The following is a 21628-nucleotide window of genomic DNA, read 5'->3' as shown; positions in this document are numbered from 1 at the left end:
CATATCAAAAAGTGGAAGTCATTAGTCATTAGTCATTAGTCAACTGTCAACTGTCAACTGTCAACTGTCAACTGTCAACCGTCAACCGTCAACAGTCAACAGTCAACAGTCAACAGTCAACAGTCATTTTGGCAACAACCGACAAACTGCGAAGCCGATTAATTGCCGCCGCTAATTCAAACCGTCGAAACATGGCAAAATCCCCTTCAGGAAAAGGCGATAAAATATCCATCCCCTGCGCGTCAATATCTGCCATCACCAAATCTATGATTTCCGACAAAGTGCGTTTTCCGTCCATGTATTGCTGCTTAGCATAAACCATTGCCGCAGCGATCGCCCTTAACTGTCCGCTGTCCACAATTTGCTCAACAGCACCCAAATCAATATCCTCAGTTCCGAAAGCCAATTCATCAACATCCCGCACCTTCACCCGCACATCTCGCCCTCCCCGACTCGGATCTAAACTAGCAGGAACCGGCACTCTTTGAGTAATCTCACCAAAATTTTCTCCCCCTTCAGCAGCGCGGCTAATCGAGTAATTTTTAGCAATCTCTTTAGCTTTTTCCGTCACATTATATGCTTGAAAATTCTCCAGTGCAATCACAGTATCCGCCACATCAAAATAATCACCGCTTCCGCCCATGACTAAAATAGTCGATACGCCATAATCCGCATACAAATGTTTAACTTTATCAATAAACGGCGTAATCGGTTCCTTATCCTTAGCGATGAGTTCCTGCATTCTGCGATCGCGAATCATGAAATTCGTCGCCGCCGTATCCTCATCCACCAATAAAACAGGCATTCTCGCCACTTCCAAAGCCTCAATAATATTAGCAGCTTGCGACGTACTGCCACTCGCATTTTCAGTATAAAATTGTGTAGTATCTCTACCTTGCGGCAAGTGGTTAATAAAAGGCGAAATATCAACTCCCGCCACACTTCGGCCATCTTCCGCTCTAATTTTCACCGCCGCCGGGTTAGTCACCACAAATTCCCGGCCATCTCCCGGAATTCGGTTGTAGACTCCCAACTCTATCGCCCTGAGTAAAGTTGATTTGCCGTGATAGCCACCTCCAACAATCAAAGTAATGCCAGCGGGAATACCCATACCGGAAATCAAACCGCGATTCGGACAATTAAACTCAACTTTTAACGACGGCGGCGATTGAAAAGCCACAGCATTATTTAACAAAGGACTGTTGTCAACACCAGTGCGACGGGGCAAAATAGAACCGTCAGCAACAAACGCAACTAATCCGTTTTCAGCTAACTGCTGTCGCAGCCAGTCAGCATCTTCTACAGTTTCAACGTGACGGCGACATTCCGCAGCATTTAAGTGAGAATATTTGAGAGAATTGCTGACAATTTGGGGAATATCTTCGCACAGCATTTCAGCAGCTTGTCGCCCTAATATACTGCGTCCGCCCGCTGGAAGTCCGACGGCAAATCGCAGTTCAACTCCTCCTAAATCTTCGAGATCGTATGTATTTGAGGAAATGATAAATGCCGAAGTTCGCTCTAAAACTTCTTGTCCGAACCGAGTCACTGCAATCATACCACTTTTGCCAGTACCACGTTTGCTGCTGATGCTGTGCGCTGCTCGGTCAAACTGGCGAGTTAGGTAATCTCGCAAAGCTATTTCTCGACTGCGAGAATTGAAAAGTTCGCGGGGAATTTGAGCAATGTTGGGGGGGACTATGACTCTAAATTTACTGGGAGAAGCAAACGGATCTCCCTGCACGTAATCAATAATTAATGTGAATTCAGAAAACTCGTACTTACCTTGAATGTCTTTGTAGGCTTTGTAGCCTCGATTGTCTAGTTGCAGTAAATGCCGTTGCAGGCTTTCTTTGTTAGTCATTAGTCATTAGTTATTAGTTGGCAGTTGGCAGTTGGCAGTATCAATAACAGTCATCATGCCCAATGCCCAATGCCCGATGTCCCATCCCCAATTCCCAATTCCCCATGCTCAATTCCCAATTACTAATTACCTAATTCCAATAATTTAGCCACGGCATTGACAACAATTTGAGCAGAACCGGCGAAAAAAGGTCGATCGATAGTTGCTAATGTATCGCTAGATTGGTGATAGTGGGGCGATCGCAAATTTGCAGTATCCGTCACCAACACAGCACCAATTCCTTTATACCAGAAAGGCGCGTGGTCGCTGCGTAAAACATCGGGAGTCAGCAACCCTTTCAGGGGAACAGGCAACGCCACCACCGGCGGCAAACCGGCTTTTCCAGACTCCGCAAAACTTTTCAATAGCAGCGGATGTTCCGTATCCCCAATCACAGCGATAAACTCGCCTTTGTCGGGAGATGTTACCCCCGATGCTTCTAGAAAAGGTTGCGCTGTCAATCCTTCGGGATATTGCTGGCATCCGGGCGTGCGGCAGGCATAACCTACCATATCTAGGACGATCGCACCCTGCAAATTTTTTAACCGCGCGTCGCTACCTGTAAATGCTAAACTGCCTAAAAGTCCGAGTTCTTCCCTGTCGAAAAAAGCTACTTGCAATGTCCGAGGCGTGGGACGAGAACCCAGCAATCTTGCTACTTCTAAAACTACTGCAACTCCCGTCGCATTGTCGTCAGCGCCTGGGGAATTTGGTACAGTATCGTAGTGTGCTGCCACTAAAATTGCACCCGCGTTTGAGTCAGTGCCTTTTCTCTCAGCGAAGACGTTAATTCCGCGATCGAACGGCTGCAAATCTGGGGAAAATCCTAATGTTTGTAGTTGTTTAGAAATGTAATCTCTCGTAAAAGAGCGATCTCGTTCTTCCTCGCGTTCTCCTGCTAAACTATCGACGTGTTTCCACAAACGAGACGGGTCAATTTGGGGCTGAAAAAAAGTATTTTTTTCAGCAGGAAGCGGTAAAGGAGACGGGTTTTGGGAAGTGTGGATATTGCGATCGATCCCTAATTCGGGTACACCCGAAAACCGCTGCAACGAGTCAGAACGCCAACCCACAGCCGTCACCGCAACCAGAATAAATAGCGCTATCCAAATCAATTGTTTCATTAGTAAGTCTATTTGAGATTTTAGACCGAGCTTACGCACTCCTCGCTTTCATCAACCGGGTGTTTTAGCGGAAGCGAGGGCTGCAACAAAGTCTTTTCGTAAAACCCGGTTGATGCGTCCAGAACAGTTATATTTTAGATTTTAGATTGACACCAGAGTTGAAAATAAACCTGTTTCAAAAAAAGAAACTAAAAAATCTTAAACTTAGCTGCGCCAGAGGCAGTTTTGTATTTTTTATCTAGAAAAGCAGGAAAAAGCCTTGCAATGTTGCCGTCGAATCCGTCTTGCTTATTAGATGGTTCGACGGCGACATTCCAATCACTAATTTACCTTTAAAATTTACAAATTAAAACTATTTTTTTCCCATTCAATCTCCTTATTTTCTAATATCAAACCGCTGCTGCTTGGAACAGCATAAGGAATAGTTGTTGCCGAAAATTTGACTATTTGAGTTGGTTGTTGAAACCACTCGGAATAACTCGGATTTAGTTGATCGTACAGTGCTTTCAAAGCTTGAATTTCTACCTCTAGCTGCGCTGCGACTTGATTGATTCTGCGAGCTTGTGCTTGCAAGCGCTTTTCCCCGGTTTGAACAGTGTTTTCTACTTCTTGCCAGTGTTCTCCTGCCAGCAATTTTTCTAGTTCACCTTGCTTGTAATTGAGTAAAGCCTGTTTTTGTTGCAGTTGCTTTTCAATATTTTTAGTCTCTCGGTCAATTTCCTGGATTTGCTGCAACCACTGCTCCCCAAAAGCAGCAGTTTGCTGGTGGAACTCGGCAATGGCTTCAGGAGTATTATTTTTGGGAAAACTGACTGCCACTCGGCACTCAGAGCGCTGTACGCCAAGTTTTTCCCGCCACTCTTGCAGGGCGGTAACTTCTGCTTGCAGCGTGCGGACTTCTTTTTGGAGTTCTGGGATGGTCTGACTCATGGGTTCAATTAGTGGACCTCTGCATCGATTTTAAGCTAATTGTTTATTTTTATAACAAATCCCGGTCGCCTCCTTGCGGGAATTATCTAATCTTAGCGCGCTTCCACCCGGTGTCTAGGCAGAATGGCGGATAATTTGTGGCACAATGGCTGATGACACATTTTAAATTAAGATTAAAATTGTAATTAGTTATAAAGCTAAGTTATTAGCTTGGTAAAATTTAATTTACAAATCCACATAAATTCAGGGTGGCTGCGTTTTCCTATTGTACAGAAAGTTCTGCTAAACTTTTTGAGATTTATGATTGCTAAAAAGATATTTAAAATTAGGAAATAGAGCCAATGAGAAGAATTTTTCAATTAATGTTGGGATATTTCGCGGTTGCTGTTTTTGGTGTGGAATGTGACATAAATCCAAAAATATTACCGACAAGTCTAGGAGATGAACCTGGCAGTCGCCCTGTAGCAGGGATTTTGGTTCGGTCTCAGAAACATAGCTATTTGCGATCGGCAGCTCGCCCCCTTACTTCTGCAAGCGCCCCATTATTTTTGGATAAGTTATCCCAAATTGAGTCAGTAAAATTACCGAATTACAATTATATAGAATCTCAGGAAACTCCTAGAAAAGAAGCTACTTTTAGATTAAAAACAATCGCTTATTACCTGATTTTTATTTGTGTAGTAATCTCATCATTATTAATCAGGTGTAAAACAGTAAATAGCTTATCCAAGACGATCAGGTTAATCAAGCCGAAGTCTGAAACAGAGAATGACAAGCTACCAAAAGGAGAAAAAGTGTTGTATCCAAAAAAAGAACAGGATATCTGGCATACTATTGCCCAAATGACCCAAGATTTGCAGCAAACTGCCGAATATGCCCTGGATATTTGCGAGGAAATGAACGTCTCGATAATTGCGACTACCCCCGGCGGTCATATCCTGTCGTTAAACCAAGCTACCTGTCAACTTTTGGGATACTCTAAAAAAGAGTTGTTAGGCAAACCAATAGCCGGACTTTTTAAGAAAAGTGAATCACCAGCCCCGGAGTTAGATTTAGGAAGTTTAACAGCCGAAGGTTCTGTCCACAACGTGGAAAAAGTCTACCTTTCTAAACAGCAAAAAAAAATAATTATACTGCTTTCTATTTCAATTATTCGCGACAGTCAAGGCAAGGTCAGCGGCAAGTTATACATAGCACAAGATATTACTGATAGCAAGCGGGCTGAAAGAAATTTGCGGCGCAGTGAAAAAAAGTTTCGCCAACTGATAGAAACTGTGAATGCTGTTGCATTTATCTATCACCGCAGACAGTTCCGCTATGTCAATGCTCAGACAGAAGCTCTGACAGGATATACTCGCGAAGAATTACTAGCATTGGATTTATACGACTTAATTCATCTAGATTTTATAGAAATAGTTAAAAAATGGGGTAAATCCAGCCATGCGCGCTCAACTGCAGGCTCTAAATATGAATTAGTAATAGTCACGAAAACTGGAGAAATGCGCTGGATTGAAGCAACTGTAGATATTATAAAATTTGAAAAAAAAGCCTCAATATTAATCACAGCATTTGACATCAGCGATCGCAAATTAGCAGAGTTAGAACTAGAAACATCTCTTTCGTTGCTTCAAGCAACCATTGAATCTACGGCTGACGGTATTCTGGCGGTTGACAGTGAAGGAAAAGTTGTTAGCTTTAACCGTAAATTTGCCGAAATGTGGCATTTGCCAGATTTGCTGGTGGATTCGAGAGATAATAACCAAATTTTGGGTTTTGAAATCAACCAGTTAAAATACCCGGAAATATTTCTCAACCGTGCTAAAGAATTGTCCGATCGCCCTGCAGCAGAAAGTTACGATCTCATCGAGTTGACAGATGGCAGAATCTTCGAGCGCTACTCGTTGCCCCAGCGCACGGGAGGCAAAATTACTGGTCGAGTATTCAGCTTTCGGGATGTAACGGAACGGGTGCAATCCGAAGAAAAACTCCGCAAAAGTGAAGAACGTTTTCACCTGCTGACGCGGGCGACAAATGACGCCGTATGGGATTTTGATTTGTTAAAAAATGAGTATTGGTTGAGCGCAGAATTTGAAAAAGTTTTTGGATACAAACTCAACGAAACTCAGACTATAGAGTTAGAATCATGGTGGCTAAATATTCATCCCGAAGAACGGGAAAGAGTGATGTTAAGCTTCAACCAAACAATGAACTCAGACGCTCAATGTTGGTCGGAAGAATACAGCTTTCACCGTGCAGATGGGGGATATGTTTTTGTGCTAGATCGCGGCTATATCATCCGCAATGAAAGTGGCCAAGCAGTCAGGGCGATCGGCACGATGATGGATATCACTCAGCGCAAGCAAGCTGAAGAAATTATTCGCTATCAAGCTGTTTATGACCAACTCACCGGTTTACCGAACCGGATACTTTTTAACGAGCGGCTGGTGGCGTCCTTAAAACAAGCTAAACAAACAAAAAAAATGCTTGCTGTGATGTTTTTAGACTTGGACAGGTTCAAAAAGATTAATGATACATTAGGTCACGCTGCGGGCGATCGCCTGTTAGAAGGTTTTGCCGGACGCATTAGTGACACTTTGCGATCGAGTGACACGGTTGCCCGCTGGGGAGGCGACGAATTTACCATACTGCTTCCCGACATCAATTGCTTAGAAGATGCAGTTAAAACAGCTCAAAGAATACTCAACAATTTAAAGCCAGCATTTAAACTAGAAGGACAACCGTTTCATGTCAGCAGCAGCATCGGCATTGCCCTTTATCCCGATGATGGTGAAGATGCCGAAACATTAGTCAAAAATGCCGATGCTGCCTTGTACTACGCTAAAGAAATGGGAAGAAATAACTATCAGTTATATACTTCAACACTTAATCCCCACGGCAGCCATTTACTAACTATAGAACACAGACTGCACGAAGCTTTAGAACAGGGAGAATTTGAGGTTTTTTACCAGCCCAAAGTCAACATCACTACTTGGCAAATTCAGGGCATGGAAGCTCTGCTACGCTGGCAACATCCACAATTAGGTTTAGTTACTCCCGCTACATTTATTCCGATCGCCGAAGAGAACGGACTCATTGTACCTATTGGGGAATGGGTGCTGCAAACAGCCTGCACTCAAAATAAAGCTTGGCAGGATGCTTTGCAGCCAGATTTGCGGGTAGCAGTCAACGTTTCGGCTCGGCAGTTCCAGCAATTTAATTTATTAGAAATGGTAGCGAAATGCTTGGAAAAAAGCGGTTTAGCACCCAAGTATTTAGAGTTAGAAATTACCGAGACGACAGCTATGCAAGATGTGGATTATACCACAAAAGTTCTCAGGGAGTTGCAGAATATGGGAGTGCAAATTGCGCTGGACGATTTCGGCACGGGTTATTGTTCTCTAAATTATCTCAAAAAGTTTCCCTTGAATATCCTAAAAATAGATAAATCCTTTGTCAGCGGATTGACTACTGATCCCTGCGAACGGGCGATCGCCAAGGCTGTAGCGACCCTGGGGCGAGATTTAAACTTGAGCGTGGTAGCCGAAGGAGTAGAAACTAAAGAGCAGTTGGAGTGTTTGCGCGAACTCCACTGTCAAGAAATTCAGGGCCACTATTTCAGCCCTGCCCTCTCGGCTGGTGAGGCTAGCAAACTTTTGGTAAATTCTCATTTGCGACAAGTGCAAATTGCTTAATTGGGTCGCGACTTACGACTGCGTGAGGTTGTAACGCTGCGTGCAAGTCCTGCGAACGTTACACGTAAAAAGTCGTGCGACCACCGCCGAAACCCGCATAGGTCCCGCCGCAACAGCCGTCGCACGAGCAGCCACTGTAGGAAAACTCGTTGCCGCACTCAAGACAGATCGCCGTCCAGTCGTGATGGTCTGGTGGCGAGGCCTTCTTGCGACAGTTATCGCAGCCGAAAACGGCTAGTTCGCTCACATCGAACGACCTGCGCTTCCGTTTCGTCTGCTTGATGGCATCGTGCATGAACTGGTTAAAACTTAAAATAGTGTGCAGAATAACGGACTTGTACCTAAAGACAGAGGAAAATATCGCTACCCCAACATAAAGGCTTTGTCTATGCAGCCAATTCGTACATTTAACGTTTCCCCGTCGCTACCGACAATTCTCGAACCCCTACGCAAGCTTGCCTACAACTTGCACTGGGACTGGAACGTCGATACCAAAGACCTATTCCGCCGCCTCGATCGAGACCTGTGGGACTCCAGCAACCAAAACCCGGTGCTGATGCTCGGAACCATATCTCAAGAGCGGCTGCAAGAAATGGCAGAAGACGAAGGCTTCATTGCCCAAATGAACCGAGCAGCCCAGCAGTTAGACGATTATCTCAAAAATCGCGCCTGGTACCGCAAACAGCGCGGCACCGAGCAGCAGGAATGCTACGCTTACTTTTCGATGGAATTCGGCTTAGTTAAAGCCCTACCCATCTATTCAGGCGGTTTGGGCGTGCTCGCAGGCGACCACCTCAAATCAGCTAGTGATTTGGGCTTGCCCTTAGTCGGTGTCGGCCTACTCTACCAAGAAGGTTATTTTTCGCAGTATCTCAACGCCGACGGCTGGCAACAAGAACGCTATCCGCTCAACGATTTCTACAATATGCCGCTGCACCCAGAACGCAATCCCGACGGTTCGGAATTGCGGATTGAGGTAGACTATCCCGGCCGCAAGGTGTATGCCCGGATTTGGCGGGTACAAGTGGGAACGGTTCCTTTGTACCTAATGGATACAAATATTGAACCTAATAGTCGCTACGACCAAGATATTACCGACCAACTGTATGGCGGTGATAAAACTCTGCGGATGCACCAAGAAATCATGCTGGGCATCGGCGGCGTGAAAATGCTCAAGGCATTGGGGCTGACAGTTACGGCTTATCACATGAATGAAGGCCACGCGGCTTTCATGGCTTTGGAACGCATTCGGATGCTGATGGAGGAATATCACCTGAGTTTCGTAGAAGCGGAACAGGTGGTGGTTTCGAGCAGTATGTTTACGACTCACACGCCGGTACCTGCTGGGTTTGACTTGTTCGAGCCGGATATGGTGATGCACTATTTAGGTCAGTATCCCAAGATGTTTGGCTTGTCCCAAGATGAGTTTTTAGGATTGGGCCGGGAGAATACTGGCGATTTGTCCGCACCTCTGAATATGGCAATTTTGGCTATTAAAATGTCGAGTTTTGTCAACGGGGTGGCGGCTTTGCACGGGGTGGTGTCGCGCCCGATGTTTCAGGGTTTGTGGCCGGGTTTGCCCCAGGAAGAAGTACCGATTACTTCGATTACCAACGGGGTGCACGCTCGCAGTTGTGTGGCGAAGTCTACTCAGGAGTTGTACGATCGATACCTTGGCCCGGACTGGGAAATGACCGGTAAGGACGATCGTCTCTGGGACAGGCTTTCGTCGATTCCTGATGAGGAACTATGGCGCAATCACGAACGCTGTCGATCGGAGTTGGTGGTGTTCGCGCGGGAGTGGCTGCAAAAGACTTTGCGTGAACGCGGTGCGGCCCAAACGGAAATCGAACACGCGCGGGAAGCTCTCAATCCCAAGGTGCTGACGATCGGGTTTGCCCGCCGCTTTGCTACTTACAAGCGGGCGACACTATTTTTGCGCGATGTCGATCGAATCATGCGGATCATGCGGGATCAAAATCGCCCGGTGCAGTTTGTGATTGCTGGGAAGGCTCACCCGATGGATATTCCGGGTAAGGAATTGATTCGGGATATCGTTCACTTCATCCGCGAGCACGAGACGATGAGCTCGATGGTGTTTTTACCGAACTACGACATTAACGTTGCTCGGATGATGGTGTCTGGCTGCGATGTGTGGCTGAATACGCCACGCCGCCCGCGTGAGGCTTCGGGTACTTCCGGGATGAAAGCTTCGATGAATGGTTTGCCGAATCTGAGCATTCTTGACGGATGGTGGGATGAGGCTGATTATGTTCGTACCGGTTGGCCGATCGGACATGGGGAGTTTTACGAAGATACTAAGTATCAGGATGAGGTCGAGGCTAATGCTTTGTACGACTTAATGGAAAAAGAAGTTGTACCGCTGTTTTACAACCGGGATGCTGATGGCATTCCCCGCGGTTGGACGGAGAAAATGAAGGATTCTATTCGCTTGAATTGTCCTTTGTTCAATACTGCTCGGATGGTGAAAGATTACGCGCGACGGGCATATTTCCCGGTGAGCGATCGCTACCACACCATGACTTCGGATAATTGCGCTCCGGCCAAGGAGTTGTCTCACTGGAAGAAGCACGTTCTCGCGAAATGGCACGATATTAAGATTGAGGCTGTTGATATTTCGCAGGATAAAGAAGTTAAGGTCAATCAGTCGATATCTGTTAAATCTCGGATTAATCTGATGGGATTGACGCCTGCAGACGTACAAGTTGAACTTTATCAAGGCTCGGTTGATGCTAACGGCGATATCATTGGTGGCGTGCCGGTGGTGATGGAGTATTTGGGAGAAGATTCTCAGAATGCTAGCCTTTATACGGCTGACATTACTTATACTTCTAGCGGTTTGCAAGGTTTGTCGTTGCGCGTTTTGCCGAAGCACAATAATCTCAGCAGTCCTTATGAAGCTGGTGTGATTCTCTGGGCACATTAGTCAGTAGTCAGCAGTCAGTAGTCAGTAGTCAGGAGAATAAAGGAAGATTTTCCTAATTCTCCCTCTGTCCGACTCTCCCACTTTTGTTATCGAAGTTGGGGAATGACTATGTAGCCGATTGTGCGATCGCCCAATACCAAATTCCGCTGGATTCCCAGTACCACCAGTGACCGCGTATATAAGCGTACAGCAAGGCATCTGGCTGTTCTTTTAAGCCTTTGATGGGGGCAACACTGGTGGGAATTTCGGGGATGTTTGAACCACCGATGAACGCTAATTCTTATGCAGGATGTTTGCGAAATTCAGACTTGGTTCGAGGATTGATCAATATCTACAATATACTGGCAGAACTTCATCAATTAGAGTTGACATTCTGCCAGTTTTCCTTTTTTATGGCGTTGCTGAAGACAGGTATAAATTCAAGATTTCGGAATTTTTATAAGCCCAGTCGGGTGAGTTTTGTAACATCAAGCGAAAAGTTGATTCATACCGTGACTCAGCAAAGCCCAGAATCTATATCCATCAATATGAAAGCCGCCAAACAAAAAAGTGGTGCCACAATAGCCACACTTTTACATACTGCTATAGGAATCATCGCATCATTTGTGAATTTCTTACTCCCTCCCCTTGATAAGGGGAGGGTTGGGGTGGGGTAAAAAGTTTACGACTCCTGCAAGGATTGCTATATTGCATAAAATTGAAGGAAGCCTTGAGACACCTCTAGTTTAAATTATTTACCTACACCCGCTGGCTGCTGACGGTTTCGCACTTCCAGAAAAATCAACAAAGCATTAACATCAGCCGGATTCACCCCGCCAATTCTCGCCGCTTGGCCAATCGTCAGCGGTTTCACCTTAGCCAACTTTTCCCGCGACTCTTTCGAGAGAGTTGTAATTGCCATGTAATCCAAATCCGCAGGCAATTGTCGGCGTTCATGTCTGACAATTTCATCAATTTGATTTTGCTGTTTTTGCAGATAGCCAGAATATTTAATGTCAATTTCCGCACCCTCTTTCTCAGCCAACTTCAGACTAGAATTGCCTAAATTGTAGCGTTCCAAATCCACATAATGAAAACCAGGACGACGCAACAAATCAGCAAGAGTAATTGAACCTTTAATCGCTTGTTGAGTGCCCGCAAAAATTGCCTTACCAACTTCCTCGTGCTCTTTCACCCGCGTCGAGTACAAGCGTTCCTTCTCTGCCACAATATTAGCTTTTTTCCGCTCAAATAACTCCCAGCGGCGATCGTCAATCAAACCAATTTCCCGTCCCAGCGGCGTCAAGCGTTGGTCAGCATTGTCCGATCGCAATAATAGCCGATATTCCGATCGCGAAGTCAACATCCGGTAAGGTTCCCGCAAATCCTTCGTACACAAATCATCTATCAGAGTCCCGATATAACTTTGCTCGCGAGGAAACACAATCATCTCCTGATTTTTCGCAAACCTGGCCGCATTAATCCCCGCCACAATCCCCTGTGCAGCCGCCTCCTCATATCCAGTTGTACCGTTCACCTGACCCGCGCAAAACAGCCCTTCAATCTTCTTAGTCATCAGCGTGGGAAAGCACTGAGTTGCCGGCAAATAATCATACTCCACAGCATAAGCAGGGCGCATCATCTCGCACTTTTCCAAACCCGGAAGAGTCCGCAGCATTTGCAATTGCAAATTTTCCGGTAAACCAGTCGAAAAACCTTGGATATAAAGTTCAGGAATATCTCTACCTTCCGGTTCAATAAAAATCTGGTGACTTTCCTTATCCGCAAACCGCACAATCTTATCTTCAATACTCGGACAATAGCGCGGCCCCTTCGCATCAACCCAGCCACCGTAGACTGGAGAAAGGTGCAAATTGTCTCTAATTAACTGATGAGTAGCTGGTGTAGTTCGAGTCAAATAACAAGGCATTTGTTCCCGTTCGATCCACACTTCTGGATCGAAACTAAACCAGCGAACCTCTGCATCTCCCGGCTGCGGTTCCAGGTTGGTGTAATCGAGAGTACGTTTGTCAACTCTTGCGGGAGTTCCAGTTTTCAACCTGCCTGTTTCAAAGCCCAAACGGTTGAGAGTTTCCGTCAAACCAACGGCGGCAAATTCTCCCGCACGTCCGGCGGGCATCGACTTATTGCCTACCCAAATCGTGCCACCTAAAAAAGTGCCTGTGGTGAGAATTACTGCTTTGCATTCAAAAGCGACGCCGAAGTATGTTTCTACTCCGATAACTTCTTCGTTTTTTCCCAAAACTAAGTCTGTCACCATCGCTTCCCGGATGGTCAAATTCTCTTGGTTTTCGACAATATTATTCATTACAGCGGCGTATTCCCGCTTGTCAGTTTGTGCCCTCAGCGCCCACACTGCGGGGCCTCGCGAAGAGTTGAGGATGCGTTTTTGTAGGTAGGTGCGATCGGCCATTTTGCCAATTTCCCCGCCTAACGCATCAACTTCGTTAGTGAGTTGGGTTTTAGCCGGGCCACCGACAGCAGGATTGCAAGGTTGCCACGCAATTTTGTCGAGGTTGAGGGTGAGGAGAAGGGTGCGACAGCCGAGGCGAGAAGTGGCGAGGGCGGCTTCACAGCCGGAGTGTCCGCCACCAACTACGATGATGTCGAAACTGTCTTGGAATTGTACTGGAGTTTGTGCGGTCATTCGATTTTAGATTTTAGATTTTAGATTTTAAATTGAAGAGGTGACTCTACGGATTAATCTGGGGGCTTGTATCCTGGATGTTGGCAATCAATATAAGCGCCGGTGAGAGATGGGGTTCTAGTCTTGTCTTTATTCTAGTATAAGTTAAAAGCTAAAAAACACTTATAATGTAGCGTTTATGTCAAAAAGTTACCATAAGGCGAGATGACCATTTTATTTTACGTTGATGAGGGTGGCACTGGCTGGAAAGATATGGAGACAAATTTCTTTTTTTTAGCTAGCTTTGCTATCCATGTCCAGCACTGGTCACAAATGGATAGAGAATTTTCAGCACTTAAAAAGGAGCTATTTAGTGGGAAGGAACCTGAAGACTGGGAACTTAAGGGGCGGGATATTTGGCAAGGTGTGGGTTCATTTAAGAATTTTCCAAGGGAATTCCGTCTTCAAGCGTTCAAGAAAGTTTCAGAAACTATCAGTCAGTTACCTAGCAATATATTCGCTGTTCAAGCCAACAAAAAAAGATTGCGCGAAACCAGCGAATATATTAAAGATGAAACTGGTTTGTATCGCTTAACTTTCAATCAATTATTAGAGCAGCTAGATGCTTATCTAAAGCAATCTAGCGAAACTGGAATATTACTTATGGATTCGCGCTCAACTCAGCATACCAGTATTCAGGATGGGAGATTGATCAGAGTGTATCGAGATTGGAAGTCACAAAAAAAATATTCTAACTTTGTGGAACTACCTTTGTTTGGCTTCTCAGAATTTTACACTGGTTTGCAGCTAGCAGATTATGTGGTGTACTTGATAGATCGTTATTCAAAGGAAGCAGGGACAGCCAGTGGTCATACTGAATTGGAGGAAGCCTTCCATCTACTTGAGCCGAAAATGTAGTTGTTGAAAATTCCTATTCTCCAGCATAAAATCCACTTTGAAGACCGCTAAAATGAAGGGTAAGTTTAAATGCGAATCCACGACTATTTATAGTCGTGGATTTCGCCCTTATTGAGAGCTTAACCCTCTTTTAAGAGGGGCTTAAAATAACTCTCTACGCCTTGGCGGGGCGTTATTTTGGCAGTGATGGTATGATCATTAAAATCATGTTTCAGGTTGACAGGCGCACGGTATCTCAACCGTACCATACCTCCCCGTGCAGTTCGGGGCACCTTGTCTCTGACAGGCGCACGGTATCTCAACCGTACCATACCTCCCCGTGCAGTTCGGGGCACCTGTCATTTAATACCATTATATAGTATAGTAAAAGGTTTGGTCAAATATCGAACGCTCATAATTGGGGCATATTAATTGAGATTAAGATTATGCGATCGACAGCCAGCGACCAAAACAGCAAAAGTACCACAACCTTGTTAGTACCACAATATACATTTGAATGTTTAGAACTTTCTGACCCAAGCGAGGCGCTGTGAGGAGTATTCCTTCTCGAAATACTAGGAATTCCACTCGACTTGAAAAATCTAAGATTGGAAGTTTTACCGATCGACCAGACCGAAACTTATCTGACAATGCTGTAGATTTACCCAACAGCTTGCAGATTACCTACATCTTCTCTACTCTTCCTTCGCACCCTTCGCGCCTTCGCGGTTCAATCATTCCGTACTATTGCAGTTTTGCGCTATGTTAGACAAAAAAATCTCAACAAGCGTACACAAGTGAAATACTTCTTCTTATCCGACGGCTGGAAAGTTGGGCGCGTTTGGGGCGTGGGCGGCGAGTGGAGTCACGCCGCCTGGAGGCGGGCGCCGGACATCCAACAGCTCAACCTCTGTCTTTCCGATCGCAACGAAAAAATGTGGCTCTACCGCGTAGAAGACGCCGTACTCATGGTAGAAGTCCAACCAGCAGTCCGTCCCGATCCTGCCGATCCCGCCAAAAATATCGGCAACGTCACCCTCACCAGACTGATCGATGCCGAGCAAGTCCTCGAACGCCTCGGGACGATCGCCGCCCGCTGCGAAATGGGCAACCCGCAACTAATGTAATGCTCAACATATTGCAATCGGTTCTAACACTCGATACACTTCTTTAAATAACTTTCATTTTTATGCCTCCACCTTTGAAGGTAGATGGCAGTCGGCAAAAGGCAGAGTTTAAACCCTGCAGGTAACTGCTGGGGATTAAGAATCTGATTTTTCCGTAAAAATAGACATCATCACTTACACCTTGGAGAACCGCAGTCAATGGGACTACCCTGGTATCGCGTACACACAGTCGTCTTAAATGACCCAGGCCGATTGATTTCTGTACACTTAATGCACACTGCCCTCGTGGCAGGTTGGGCCGGCTCAATGGCCCTTTATGAACTAGCAGTTTTTGATCCCACAGACCCAGTTCTGAACCCAATGTGGCGTCAAGGGATGTTCGTGTTGCCCTTCATGACTCGCTTGGGAGTTACGGGTTCTTGGGGTGGTTGGAGCATCACTGGCGAAGGTAACGTCGATCCGGGCTTCTGGTCCTTTGAAGGCGTCGCTGTCGCTCACATCATCCTTTCGGGCCTGCTGTTCTTAGCAGCGGTTTGGCACTGGGTATTTTGGGACTTAGAACTTTTCAGAGACCCTCGCACCGGTGAACCAGCCCTCGACTTGCCAAAAATGTTTGGCATTCACCTGTTCCTCTCCGGCTTGCTCTGCTTTGGCTTCGGCGCATTTCACCTTTCGGGACTTTTTGGCCCGGGAATGTGGGTTTCCGACCCCTACGGCCTGACCGGTCACGTCCAGCCAGTGGCACCTGCTTGGGGCCCTGAAGGCTTTGACCCGTATAATCCGGGTGGCATCGTGGCTCACCACATTGCAGCGGGCGTAGTCGGCGTAATTGCCGGTTTGTTCCACTTGACAGTGCGGCCGCCGGAACGTCTTTACAAAGCCCTGCGGATGGGAAATATCGAAACTGTACTTTCTAGCAGTATCGCTGCCGTTTTCTTCGCAGCCTTTGTGGTTGCGGGTACGATGTGGTACGGTTCTGCTGCTACTCCGATCGAACTTTTTGGCCCGACTCGCTATCAGTGGGACAGCGGCTATTTCCAACAAGAAATCGATCGCAGAGCTCAAGCTAGCTTGGCCGGTGGTCAAGGCTTCCAAGAAGCTTACGAACAAATTCCTGAAAAATTGGCTTTCTACGACTACGTGGGCAACTCTCCTGCTAAAGGCGGTTTGTTCCGGGCCGGCGCGATGGTCAATGGCGACGGTATTGCGAAAAGCTGGCTGGGCCATCCAGTATTTACTGACAGCGAAGGTCGGGTATTGTCGGTTCGCCGCCTCCCCAACTTCTTTGAAACTTTCCCAGTAATTTTGACGGACAAAGATGGGGTCGTTCGCGCTGACATCCCCTTCCGCCGTGCTGAATCAAAATACAGCTTTGAACAAAGCGGAGTTACCGTCAGCTTCTACGGCGGCGAACTTAACGGTCAAACCTTTAATAATCCTCTAGATGTTAAGAAGTTTGCTCGCGCTGCTCAAAAGGGTGAAGTATTTGAGTTCGATCGCGAAACCTTGAACTCTGACGGGGTGTTCCGCACTTCGACTCGCGGTTGGTTCACTTTCGGACACGTTTGCTTTGCTTTGCTGTTCTTCTTCGGCCATATCTGGCACGGTTCTCGGACTATTTTCCGCGACGTGTTTGCTGGAGTTGAGGCTGACTTGGAAGAACAAGTCGAGTGGGGCCTGTTCCAAAAACTGGGCGACGTGACCACCAGAAGAGAAGAACCTCTCTAAATTTTGCCAGCCTCTGGCTAGCCGGGAAACATCCCCGGTGTAAAAAAACCCGGTTTCTTCAAGAAACCGGGTTTTTTTAGTTAATAATAAAACCAACAATTAAGATAAGATAATACGGCAAGGGAAGATAGGGAAAATTTAACATGGAAAGCGTTGCTTACATTTTGATTCTGGCTTTAGCCATAGGCGTACTATTTTTTGCGATCGCCTTTCGGGAACCTCCCCGGATTGGCAAATAATTAGCTATACGCCTCCAGCAAGTCCAAAATATCTTGAACCGGACTGCGGTTAGCCCGCATCATAGTGATCTAATTTGGTGCGGGACTATTTCACCGCTGTGTGCTAAGTGATTTTTTCTAGTCCAGCCATTCATCAGACCCCAGGCGGTTAGATGAATGGCCATTTGCTGGCCATGCCTTTTAAAATCAGCAATCATGCGCTGTTCCTCCTGCCAACACACAAATAGTCGCGTTTTAGAATCGCGTTCAGCCGAATCAGGTCAAAGCATCCGTCGGCGGCGTGAGTGTTTGAACTGCCAGCACCGCTTCACAACTTACGAACGCATAGAATTTGTGCCGATTACGGTGATCAAGCGGGACGGCAAGCGCGAATCTTTTGACAGGTCAAAATTAGTTAGGGGATTGATTCGGGCCTGCGAAAAAACCGGTTTGTCTTCGGGGCATCTCGAAACTCTGGCAGAAGAAATTGAGGCCCAACTCCAAGGTCGATCGCTCCGAGAGATCGCCAGTTCAGAAATAGGGGAACTGGTGCTGTTGCACCTGCGGCCGCTCAGCGAAGTCGCTTATGTCCGTTTTGCCTCCGTATATCGTCAATTTCGAGGCATCCGAGATTTTGTAGATACCCTAAATCACCTTCAGAATCCCCTCAACGAAGCTGAAGATACAGAAACAAAGACAAATTTTGACGCAGATTTGCCGGATTCCGAAGCAGTCGATCGAGAAAGCCCAGCATCCTGCGCTACTCCCAGCTAAGCTCGCTTAAATTAATTTATCGATATATTCTGGGAGATTGAAAACCGTGTCGCGAGGAAGGCCGGGAGGAATAGCGACTCAAGGGACTCTCATTCGATCGAGTGTTCTTTTTTCTCAGTAAGAGTCCTGGGTGTGATATGATCGTCATCGGTCTAAAATAGAGTATAACTAGACAACGTAAAAACTTAACTGGATTAGTTGAGTGCGTAGTCACACCTAACGGTGTTGCAGTTTAGGAAAGCTCGCATTTGAACAAAACCTAACTAAAGATCGGTGACTAATTAAATACGGTAGGGCATACCGAAATTTACGCTTCTGGAGAAACCGACCTCTACTTAGACTGGAGTAATCCTGTCGCCAGCAAGTCGGCTCGTTGAATGAAGAATCTCAGTTTATTTATACCTGAGAGTGTCAAAATAGTCTACTTGACTCGGAATGTTAAGATGCAACGTTTTAACACAGAGTATGGAGTAACAGTAATGGCAAGCGCTGGTGTGCAGTTGCACCCGGCAAAAGTTAGCGAAAACTGACTTTAGTAAAAGATTTTGAAAAAAGTTAATCGCTTTTTCACCAAAATCTCTAATATCTGCCGGCACAAACGAAAAACATGAAGGAGAGAAATCCTAGGAAACTATTCGCATGGTCAATCTCAAAACCACAGTCAAAGACATCGGCTTTACTCACGAAGATTTTGCAGCCCTACTTGATAAATATGACTATCACTTTAGCCCGGGCGATGTAGTAGCGGGTACAGTTTTTAGTATAGAACCCAGGGGCGCTCTGATTGATATCGGTGCTAAAACAGCAGCGTACATTCCCATTCAGGAAATGTCCATCAATCGAGTGGAAAGCCCTGAAGAGGTATTGCAATCAAACGAAACCAGAGAATTTTTCATCCTCACCGATGAAAATGAAGACGGACAATTAACCCTGTCCATCCGGCGCATCGAGTATATGCGGGCGTGGGAAAGAGTGCGACAACTGCAAGCAGAAGATGCCACAGTACGATCGCAAGTATTTGCCACCAACCGCGGCGGCGCACTCGTGAGAATAGAAGGCTTGCGAGGCTTTATTCCCGGTTCTCACATCAGTACCCGCAAACCGAAGGAAGAATTAGTCGCCGAAGAATTACCATTAAAATTCTTAGAGGTAGACGAAGACCGCAACCGCCTCGTGTTGAGTCATCGTCGCGCCTTAGTTGAGCGCAAGATGAACCGCCTCGAAGTTGGGGAAGTCGTCATCGGTACAGTACGCGGTATCAAGCCTTACGGTGCCTTTATCGACATCGGCGGCGTCAGCGGCTTGCTGCACATCTCGGAAATTTCGCACGATCACATCGATACGCCTCATAGCGTTTTCAATGTCAACGACGAAGTGAAAGTGATGATCATTGACTTGGATGCCGAGAGGGGCCGGATTTCTCTCTCCACCAAGCAGTTGGAACCGGAACCGGGCGCGATGGTCAAAAATCGCGAATTGGTATACGAAAAAGCTGAGGAAATGGCAGCTAAGTTCCGCGAGAAAATGCTGGCTCAAAAGCAAGCTAAAGCAGGCATAGACATTCCTGTAGACTCAACTGATGCTGATGACTTCTCCGACGAACTCGAAGATGTACCCTCAGCAATGGAAGAGGATCTGCCGGAAGTAGCACCCGAAGCAGCACCCGAAGCAGCACCCGAAGCAGCACCCGAAGCAGCACCCGAAGCAGCACCCGAAGCAGCACCCGAAGCAGTATTAGATGTAGAGGAAGAAATCCCTCCTGCGACAGAAGAATAACATCACAGTTAGTGTGATTAAAAGAGGGAATTTTCCCTCTTTTTTTTTGAGTTAGTCATTAGTCAGTAGTCATTAGTCATTAGTCATTAGTCATTAGTCGCTGCTCGGTGGTTGACAATTCCCAGTTGCCAATTCCCCATTCTTAATTACCGAGATTTAACCTATTTCTGTAGACCGATGCAGCGATCGCACTTTGAATCAAAAAAAGTGGCAGCGCGATCAATCTGCCTAAATAAACCTAGCCTTTACGCTGCTAATTTGTTAAGATTTACAAACATCAGGGACCTCCGCACAAGTGCAAACTCATCAGCATTGTCAGGCAAAAACAAACTAGACAAGCAAATTACACAAAATAATACTTAGAAATTTCTTGCCCTGACGCTCAAAGGCAAGTGGATCATGAACATCGAACTATTAAAAGAAAAATTAGAACAGCTAAAAAAACGTCCCAATTCGAGCAAAGGAACGATCGACCAAATCGAAAACTGGTTAACCGGTTCCCACATTTTGCAGAGATTGAGAATTAATCCTTACTACGTAGCAGGCGATACAGTCAAGAATGTTAAAAAAATTACTTCCGAATTTCTGCACGGAGTGAAAGCCGGCGTCTTCGACTTGCACTGGGATATTCACTGCCCCCACTGCAACATGATTACAGAAGAATTTAAAGATTTGGCAGACACATCAGAAATGTCTTTTTGCCCGATGTGCGAGCGCGAGTTTAAAATTGATTTGCTCGATCGCGTCGAAGTTACTTTTTCCCTGAACAAAGAAATCGAAGACCCGCAACTGCGGCCCGTCTGCGCTCCCCCTCCCGTACTCCAGAGCAAACTGCAACTGGTAACGCCTTTATACTGCACCGAATCAGAGATTGTCACCTTAGAAGAAGGTAGATACCGCTACTGCTGTCCCCTAACTTTAGCTAAAGGGATTTTAAAGGTTGAAGGCGAAGAAACAGAAGCCATACAAGAAATTAAACTCCAGCAGTTAGCCGGCCCAGATTTTGACAAAAAAGAGCTCGCCGTGCGTCCGGGAAAAGTTAAGCTTGAATTAACTAATACCGAACACAATTTGTCCGGGCTGATTTTGCATTCAGATCAATTGCCCGATGAACTGACATTAGAACAACTGCCCCTGCGGCTGTCAGGAATGCAACTGCTTCATCACCCGGATTATAAGCGTTTGTTTGGCGATCAAGTAATATCGGAAAGAGAGCGAGTCAAGATTCGGGCGATTACTATTATGTTTACTGATATTACCGGTTCTACCAGAATGTACGAAACACTGGGAGATACCAAAGCTTACAATATTGTCCGCGATCATTTTGAAATTTTCTTTGAGTCGATCGAGAAATTTGGCGGAAAAGTAATTAAAACCATCGGCGATGCCGTCATGGCTTCTTTTATCAGCAACGAACAAGCAATTATGACAGCCACCGATGCTGTGGCTAGTTTCAGGAAATACAATTCAACTCGCCAACAAGCAGAGTGGATTCAAGTCAGAATTGGTATTCACCGAGGTACGGCTTTGCTCGTAAATCTCAATAATTCGATCGACTATTTTGGCTCCACAGTCAACAAAGCTGCCAGGATTCAAAATCTTTCTAAAAGTGACGAAGTTTCGTTTTCCGAAGAAGTTTATCATGACCAAGCATTTTTAAGTGGATTAAAAACTGCTGGAGTCTCCGAAATTCAAAAACGAGTTGAAGATTTAAAAGGAATACAAGGCGCACAAGTCACTTATACTGCTAGAATAAACACGGAATCAGTAATCCCGCTGTCTGCTACACTTGTCGCTAAAAAAAGCTAAGTAAGTAGATAGGCGGGAAAAAACCAATCTATGTAACAAAACATTAAGTTGCCTGATTGGAGTTAAACTTAAGACGT

Annotated in this window: 14 protein-coding genes; 10 read left to right on the top strand and 4 right to left on the bottom strand. The window is 45.9% G+C overall.

The window, feature by feature from the left end; all coding sequences use genetic code 11:
* Window positions 1-109: 109 nt before the first annotated feature.
* The 3 genes from Q5691_RS17700 to Q5691_RS17690 all read right to left on the bottom strand — a co-directional run bounded on the left by Q5691_RS17700 (window position 110) and on the right by Q5691_RS17690 (window position 3957).
* Window positions 110-1864: an ABC-ATPase domain-containing protein gene (locus Q5691_RS17700; protein WP_333345957.1), complete on the bottom strand. Its 1755-nt coding sequence runs from the start codon at window positions 1862-1864 to the stop codon at window positions 110-112.
* A gap of 122 nt (window positions 1865-1986) precedes the next feature.
* A complete protein-coding gene (locus Q5691_RS17695; RefSeq protein ID WP_333310716.1) occupies window positions 1987-3027 on the bottom strand; it encodes a M28 family peptidase in 1041 nt (346 codons plus the stop codon).
* Window positions 3028-3366: 339 nt separating this feature from the next.
* Window positions 3367-3957: a hypothetical protein gene (locus Q5691_RS17690; protein ID WP_333210803.1), complete on the bottom strand. Its 591-nt coding sequence runs from the start codon at window positions 3955-3957 to the stop codon at window positions 3367-3369.
* Window positions 3958-4751: 794 nt separating this feature from the next.
* Between Q5691_RS17690 and Q5691_RS17685 the strand changes: the two genes are divergently transcribed.
* The 3 genes from Q5691_RS17685 (at window position 4752) to Q5691_RS17675 (ending at window position 11252) form a co-directional block, all read left to right on the top strand.
* Window positions 4752-7649 (top strand): EAL domain-containing protein, encoded by a 2898-nt coding sequence (locus Q5691_RS17685; RefSeq protein ID WP_333210805.1) that lies wholly within the window; start codon window positions 4752-4754, stop codon window positions 7647-7649.
* A 388-nt stretch (window positions 7650-8037) separates the two neighbouring features.
* A complete protein-coding gene (glgP, locus tag Q5691_RS17680) occupies window positions 8038-10596 on the top strand; it encodes an alpha-glucan family phosphorylase (protein WP_333345954.1) in 2559 nt (852 codons plus the stop codon).
* Window positions 10597-10847: 251 nt separating this feature from the next.
* The gene (locus Q5691_RS17675) at window positions 10848-11252 is read left to right on the top strand and encodes a hypothetical protein (RefSeq protein ID WP_333210809.1); all 405 of its coding nucleotides are present in this window, start codon (window positions 10848-10850) and stop codon (window positions 11250-11252) included.
* Between the two features lie 74 nt (window positions 11253-11326).
* On the opposite strand, the gene mnmG is transcribed toward Q5691_RS17675, so the two are convergent.
* Window positions 11327-13243: a tRNA uridine-5-carboxymethylaminomethyl(34) synthesis enzyme MnmG gene (gene mnmG / locus Q5691_RS17670; protein ID WP_333310712.1), complete on the bottom strand. Its 1917-nt coding sequence runs from the start codon at window positions 13241-13243 to the stop codon at window positions 11327-11329.
* 204 nt (window positions 13244-13447) lie between these two features.
* Between mnmG and Q5691_RS17665 the strand changes: the two genes are divergently transcribed.
* The 7 genes from Q5691_RS17665 (at window position 13448) to Q5691_RS17635 (ending at window position 21551) form a co-directional block, all read left to right on the top strand.
* The gene (locus tag Q5691_RS17665; protein WP_333345950.1) at window positions 13448-14140 is read left to right on the top strand and encodes a DUF3800 domain-containing protein; all 693 of its coding nucleotides are present in this window, start codon (window positions 13448-13450) and stop codon (window positions 14138-14140) included.
* Between the two features lie 776 nt (window positions 14141-14916).
* The gene (locus Q5691_RS17660; protein WP_039887994.1) at window positions 14917-15246 is read left to right on the top strand and encodes a hypothetical protein; all 330 of its coding nucleotides are present in this window, start codon (window positions 14917-14919) and stop codon (window positions 15244-15246) included.
* Window positions 15247-15444: 198 nt separating this feature from the next.
* Entirely contained in the window at window positions 15445-16974 is a 1530-nt protein-coding gene (gene psbB / locus Q5691_RS17655; RefSeq protein ID WP_333210814.1) for a photosystem II chlorophyll-binding protein CP47, read from the top strand.
* A gap of 143 nt (window positions 16975-17117) precedes the next feature.
* The gene (locus tag Q5691_RS17650) at window positions 17118-17213 is read left to right on the top strand and encodes a photosystem II reaction center protein T (protein WP_006635641.1); all 96 of its coding nucleotides are present in this window, start codon (window positions 17118-17120) and stop codon (window positions 17211-17213) included.
* A gap of 195 nt (window positions 17214-17408) precedes the next feature.
* Window positions 17409-17966: a transcriptional regulator NrdR gene (nrdR, locus tag Q5691_RS17645; RefSeq protein ID WP_333324284.1), complete on the top strand. Its 558-nt coding sequence runs from the start codon at window positions 17409-17411 to the stop codon at window positions 17964-17966.
* A gap of 639 nt (window positions 17967-18605) precedes the next feature.
* A complete protein-coding gene (locus Q5691_RS17640; RefSeq protein WP_333210816.1) occupies window positions 18606-19742 on the top strand; it encodes a 30S ribosomal protein S1 in 1137 nt (378 codons plus the stop codon).
* A 399-nt stretch (window positions 19743-20141) separates the two neighbouring features.
* Window positions 20142-21551 (top strand): adenylate/guanylate cyclase domain-containing protein, encoded by a 1410-nt coding sequence (locus tag Q5691_RS17635; protein WP_333345947.1) that lies wholly within the window; start codon window positions 20142-20144, stop codon window positions 21549-21551.
* The last annotated feature ends 77 nt before the right edge of the window (window positions 21552-21628 follow it).

This window comes from Microcoleus sp. w1-18aA5, from assembly GCF_036701705.1.
In the GTDB taxonomy this organism is placed as follows: domain Bacteria; phylum Cyanobacteriota; class Cyanobacteriia; order Cyanobacteriales; family Microcoleaceae; genus Microcoleus.
This window is presented reverse-complemented; position numbering and strand designations above follow the sequence as displayed.